This window comes from Streptococcus sp. 1343 (genome assembly GCF_013277355.1).
GTDB lineage: Bacteria > Bacillota > Bacilli > Lactobacillales > Streptococcaceae > Streptococcus > Streptococcus pseudopneumoniae.
Map to the genome: position 1 here is coordinate 1 of NZ_VMMT01000009.1, position 4722 is coordinate 4722.

The following is a 4722-nucleotide window of genomic DNA, read 5'->3' on the forward strand; positions in this document are numbered from 1 at the left end:
TAGAGAAGCTGGAGCAGGCGGTCAATCAAAATGAGTTACTTAGAAATGCACTAGCAGGCATGAAAGAAGCAAAGAGTAGGCTTGAAAATAGCCTATCTCATGCAGAATGGAAAAATCAGCAATTAGAGACTGAAAACAAAGCATTAAAGCTAGAAAACAGGGAGTTGAAAGTTTCTAAAAATCTCTTAGATGACCTTTCTGAAGTCATAACAGAAAAAGAAGTAACCAGCCTCAATAAGCGTTTAGAAAACTTAAGAGAGACACGAGAACTGTCTAGGAAAAGACATGAGCCTACAAAAGGGCGGAGTATCTGAGCGATTTATGCCGTGAAAGCTATTTGACAATAAGCTAGGTCAAGTTAGACTGGTTAAGGCGGTTCAGTCTGAACTTTGTTCAGCTGACCGACAAACCAAAGACTAACGACCTAGGTTCCTTGTTGTCAAATAGACCATGGAATAAAGCAAGCGGACATGGTATAATAGCAATATTCTGGCACTAAGCCTTCGAAAGGAGGTGTTTAGCTTGTTAGAACTCATTACTCTTCTTGTTGTTGTCCGAGTAGTGTTGCCCTTAGCGTACGAGTTGGGGAAAGCCTATGGGATGAAGTGGATTGAAAAGCGCTTCGATGACAACGAGAAATAGTGTCACTTTTCACGAACGCTAGTGTGTTGTAGCTAGCGCAAAAAAGCACCCTAAGTCTTGGCGGACAGGGTGCTTTTCGTTTAGCGTGATGAACTCACTACTCTTGTTGTTGATTAAATTATAACATAGTTTTATAATGGGTGTCAAAAATAGACATTTGTGATATAATCAAATTGAGGCGCCTCAGCGATACGGTCGGTGGCGTGAATCTCTTTATAGGTCGGGCAACTGGAAACGGATAGCTCAAAGGGCACTATTTTGTGTCGGGTGTGGGACTGCCTTCAGCTTCGAGCTGTAAAGACCCCGGATGCATTTTTAAGAGATTGGCCCGATAGGGTCTTTTTTTTTGAAAAATTAAAAAAAAATGAAGGATTTTTTCTAAAGGAGTTACTTTCATACTTACTTTATAACTTACTTTATATATACTTTGTGGGTGTCAAAAAGTCAGTATTATCAAGGGTTTGCGAGGAGATAAGTGACAAAAAAGTACGTGATACATGACAAAAAAGTACGTGATACATGACAAAAAAGTACGTGATACATGACAAAAAAGTACGTGATACATGACAAAAAAGTAATAAATTACTTGAAGTTTGTCATGTAATATTATATAATCATTTATGACAAAAAAGTACGTGAGGTTAAGCCATGAAAAAAGGGAAGTCAGAAAATGCGTTTGAGGGCTTGATGTCTAGACAAGATTATCTAGTAGTACAAGCGAATGACCTAGCCAAAGCCTTTGGGAATTTAAAAGCCTTTGAACATAAGCTACTGGACTATTGTTTTAGCTATGTGACCAAAGAAAGCACTGCAACAGATACATTTACGACAAATGCAAAAGAGGTGCTGAAGCACTTTGGATTGAACGCTTCAGGGAAAAACTATGAGCGTGTGGCACGTGGCTTTAAAGCCCTAAACGAAAACACTGCGTTATATCTGCCAATCGTTGAGAATGGCGTTAAAGGGATATTGATGACCCAGTTATTTAGAAAAATTAAATTCTTAGCTAATGGCGAAGTGGAATTTATCTTTTCAGAAGATGCTGCGCCTTACGTATTTGCTTTACGTAGCCAGTTCTTCTCGTTCAAATTGGCAGAGTTAGCTCAAATCAAATCAAAGTATGCCATTATTTTGATGAAATTGTGGGAAGCAAATCGCTTTAAAAATCAACGTGTCACAACCATTCAAGGAGATTTAGACGATTGGCAAGATTGGTTTTTAGGGGAAGAGAGAAGAATGCCCCCTGCAATCTTTGCAAGGAACTGTCTGAAAGTTGGGGCAGAAGAGCTAGAGAAAAAATTAGGGGTAGATGTTTATCTAAACGTAGTTAAAAATGGCCGAAAGGTCATAGGCTATGAAATGCAGATTACTGATAATCGACAAGTACCAACTGCAGAGATAATCAAGCAAGCTGAAGAAAGAAGTCGACAGACAGATATTTATGATTTTTTAGATTAAGCACTGTTCAAAAATCTAAGTATGGTTCAAATGGTTGTAACTGTCATGGAAAACACTTGTTTATATCTAATTTATGAGTAAAAAGATGCTATTGAGATGAAAAAGCAGCTCGATGTTGATGAAATTTAAAGAGACTGGGACAAAATTGTCCCAGTCTCTTTCTTGTTAGTGAATTATTCTTCGTATAGAATTTCAGGGTTCGGTATGCTCATCCCTGAACCACCACTACTGTAATTATTTGTTTCTGATTGAGGAAGTGCTATTTGTATTCCACCAGGGCCGTAAGCTACACCTGTAAAAGTTACTCTTTTTATTTTTCCGCTTACATATATTGAACCACTAACTGATTGTCCTGCCCTACCTTGACCGCTTACCGGGTAATATAAGGTACGGCCATTTGTTAATGTAATACGAACTCCTCCAGAGAATTGATAAGAGCTTTTAGTATAAGGTCGTGCGTACCACCATGCTCTACTTCGGTTATCATAAATTTCTATTTTGGAAACTCCACCATTTCCAGTTGCAGTAGAATATGGGGTGATTTGGTTTGCTTTTGGAGTTTCGGCATATGTTGTAACAGTAAATGAAAGAAGAGTGAGAAAGGTAGTTATAAATAAAATAAGTTTTTTCATGGTAGTTCTCCTTTATTTTTTGTATGATTATATCAGAATATTTTTAAAAATGAAAGGGTTTTCTATGAAGGGTGATGTTTTTTTTGATTATTTTTTGAAATCACTTAGGTTTCATCTTGGTGATAGGTGTAAGGATATTGGATTTATAGAGTTTGCTAAGGATGAAAATAATAGTTTTATTATTATAAAGGATTATATTTTAGAATCATTAGTAGTGTTGTCAAATATTTTGAGTAAGGAGAGGATTGTGTTTTCTTGTGGGGTTATTCATAGTAAGGGGGGAGTTACTGGAGTAGAAGTATGTATGAATGTATTAGAGTTAGAAAGATTAAATAATTTGTATAAGATATAGTTTTGAAGAATATTAAAAAATATAATGGAAACTGTCTATGTAGGATGTGTGGAGTTGATAGTATCAATGTTTCCTATGGAGATAATTTTCTCAACTATGTTTACTTTGATTTTTTGGTCGGACAATAGCGAAGCCGTCCGACTGTCATTTTGAAAAAATGACTTTGGGGGACTTATCGAAGTCGCCCAATTTTTCAAAAAATGCCCTTGCGATTCGAGGGCTTTTTTTGTAGTTCGCCCTGGCATAAAGTGGGCGGACTAGCTCTCTGAAAGAGCCTTCGGAGAACGCACTTTTACGAAGTAAAGTATAGTGCGTTATACTTTACTTGGAAGTTAGCCGAAATTTGTGCTAAAATTCTAGCTAGAATGTTATCACAATAGACGAGCAATAGGCTTGCCGGCTCGTCTGTCATTCGCTACTCGAATGACCCACCTGAGGAGGTAAAAGTTATGAGCTACATGGTTGCGAGAATGCAGAAAATGAAAGTTGGGAATTTGGGTGGCGCATATAAGCACAATGAACGGATTTTTGAAAAGCACTCAAACAAAGACATCGACACGAGCAGGTCACACCTCAACTATGAGTTGACGGATCGTGACCGCTCTGTGTCGTATGAACGGCAAATTAAGGACTATGTGAACGAGAACAAGAGTTCTAAACGTGGGATACGGAAAGACGCTGTTTTGTGTGATGAATGGATTATTACGTCAGATAAAGATTTTTTTGAAAAGTTGGGCCAGGAGCAGACGAGAAAATTTTTTGAAACGGCTAAAAACTACTTCGCGGAGAATTACGGAGAAACCAACGTTGCTTATGCCAGTGTACATCTTGATGAGAGTACCCCACACATGCACTTAGGGATTGTGCCAATGAGAAATGGTAAGCTGTCATCAAAGGTTATGTTTAACCGTGAGGAGCTAAAGCATATTCAGGAAGATTTGCCAAAGTACATGAATGAGCATGGTTTTGAGTTGCAACGTGGAAAGCGAGATAGCAAAGAACAGCATTTGAGTGTGGCGGACTACAAGGAAAAAATGGGGCGTGAAGCTCTTAATCAGGAATTGCTAGATTTAGGAGCGCCAAAATATTGGCATACGGAAGAACGTAGACCTGCAACAATGTCAGAAATTCAAGATTATGAGGACATAGGTTCTTTGTTTGCAGATTCAGACGTGACATTTAACATCCGAGAAGCGACGTTGGAAGAGCGTTTCAAATGGCTAGACACTCATAGAAACGATTTAAGGGCAGATTTAGGACGTTTAGAGGGTGTCCTTGAGAAAAAGATTGACGAATACGGTAAAATCGATTCTGAGGCTTCTGAGAGGCTCTCAGAGCTATCTGAGGTAAATTCTGAGGTAAATAGTCGTCAGGAGGAAATAAAGGGGTTAAAAAGCGATTCTAAGCGTCTGAGCGATGATGTGGTTCGTCTGGAGAGAGCTCATAGAGAAAAAACGCAACTTTTGGTGGAACAATCAAGTAACTTATCGAAAATTTCGTATAGAGATTTAGATAGACGTCGAGTTGCCAAAGAGTTGCAGGAAGAATTAGAAAATGCTACTCCTAAACTGTTTGGCGATGGCTTTAATTTTACTTCGGATTTTGTTGGACGACTGAAGTGTCTGATGTTGTAGAGAA

4 protein-coding genes and 1 pseudogene are annotated in these 4722 nt (G+C 38.3%); 4 read left to right on the forward strand and 1 reads right to left on the reverse strand.

What is annotated here, in order from left to right; translation table 11 throughout:
• Both HT709_RS01430 and HT709_RS01435 read left to right on the forward strand, forming a co-directional pair.
• Positions 1-314 (forward strand): annotated as a pseudogene (locus tag HT709_RS01430) (plasmid recombination protein); the annotation flags it as partial.
• A gap of 976 nt (positions 315-1290) precedes the next feature.
• Entirely contained in the window at positions 1291-2100 is an 810-nt protein-coding gene (locus HT709_RS01435; protein ID WP_000715517.1) for a replication initiation protein, read from the forward strand.
• A 173-nt stretch (positions 2101-2273) separates the two neighbouring features.
• Here HT709_RS01435 and HT709_RS01440 read toward each other — a convergent pair whose 3' ends face one another.
• Positions 2274-2732, reverse strand: a complete 459-nt coding sequence (locus HT709_RS01440) for a hypothetical protein (protein WP_000733562.1) — start codon at positions 2730-2732, stop codon at positions 2274-2276.
• 64 nt (positions 2733-2796) lie between these two features.
• Here HT709_RS01440 and HT709_RS01445 point away from each other — a divergent pair, with 64 nt between their 5' ends.
• Both HT709_RS01445 and mobV read left to right on the forward strand, forming a co-directional pair.
• Positions 2797-3084 (forward strand): hypothetical protein, encoded by a 288-nt coding sequence (locus tag HT709_RS01445; protein ID WP_078373521.1) that lies wholly within the window; start codon positions 2797-2799, stop codon positions 3082-3084.
• A 449-nt stretch (positions 3085-3533) separates the two neighbouring features.
• On the forward strand, positions 3534-4718 hold the full coding sequence (gene mobV / locus HT709_RS11635; protein WP_240156662.1) for a MobV family relaxase: 1185 nt from the start codon (positions 3534-3536) through the stop codon (positions 4716-4718).
• Positions 4719-4722 lie beyond the last annotated feature (4 nt).